Below are 255 nucleotides of genomic sequence, written 5' to 3'. Positions count from 1 at the left end.
CAAACAACTGCAAAAGAAACAAAGAAAAATACTAATACAGTTGTGAAAAAAGAAACGAAAAAACAAGGTGAAAAATTACCTAATACAGCATCAAACGGTGTTACAATGATGTTAGCAAGCTTAGGATTAGCATTAGCTGGATCAGTATTAATGTTCCGTCGTAAAAAGACAAACGCATAAAATAGTTCCTTAAAACGGCAGGAGAAATCCTGTCGTTTTCAAATGGAGTGATAAAAGTGAATAAAAAACAATGGA

The 255-nt window shown here is 32.5% G+C and carries 1 protein-coding gene; it reads left to right on the top strand.

What is annotated here, in order from left to right:
- On the top strand, positions 1-180 hold a 180-nt coding region (locus tag MR170_RS31620), incomplete at its 5' end, for an LPXTG cell wall anchor domain-containing protein (protein WP_141529075.1).
- Positions 181-255: the final 75 nt, after the last annotated feature.

It is taken from the genome of Bacillus cereus group sp. BfR-BA-01524 (genome assembly GCF_022662595.1).
In the GTDB taxonomy this organism is placed as follows: domain Bacteria; phylum Bacillota; class Bacilli; order Bacillales; family Bacillaceae_G; genus Bacillus_A; species Bacillus_A thuringiensis_S.
The sequence above is the reverse complement of the archived record's forward strand: the minus strand, read 5'-3'. Positions and strand labels throughout refer to the sequence as shown.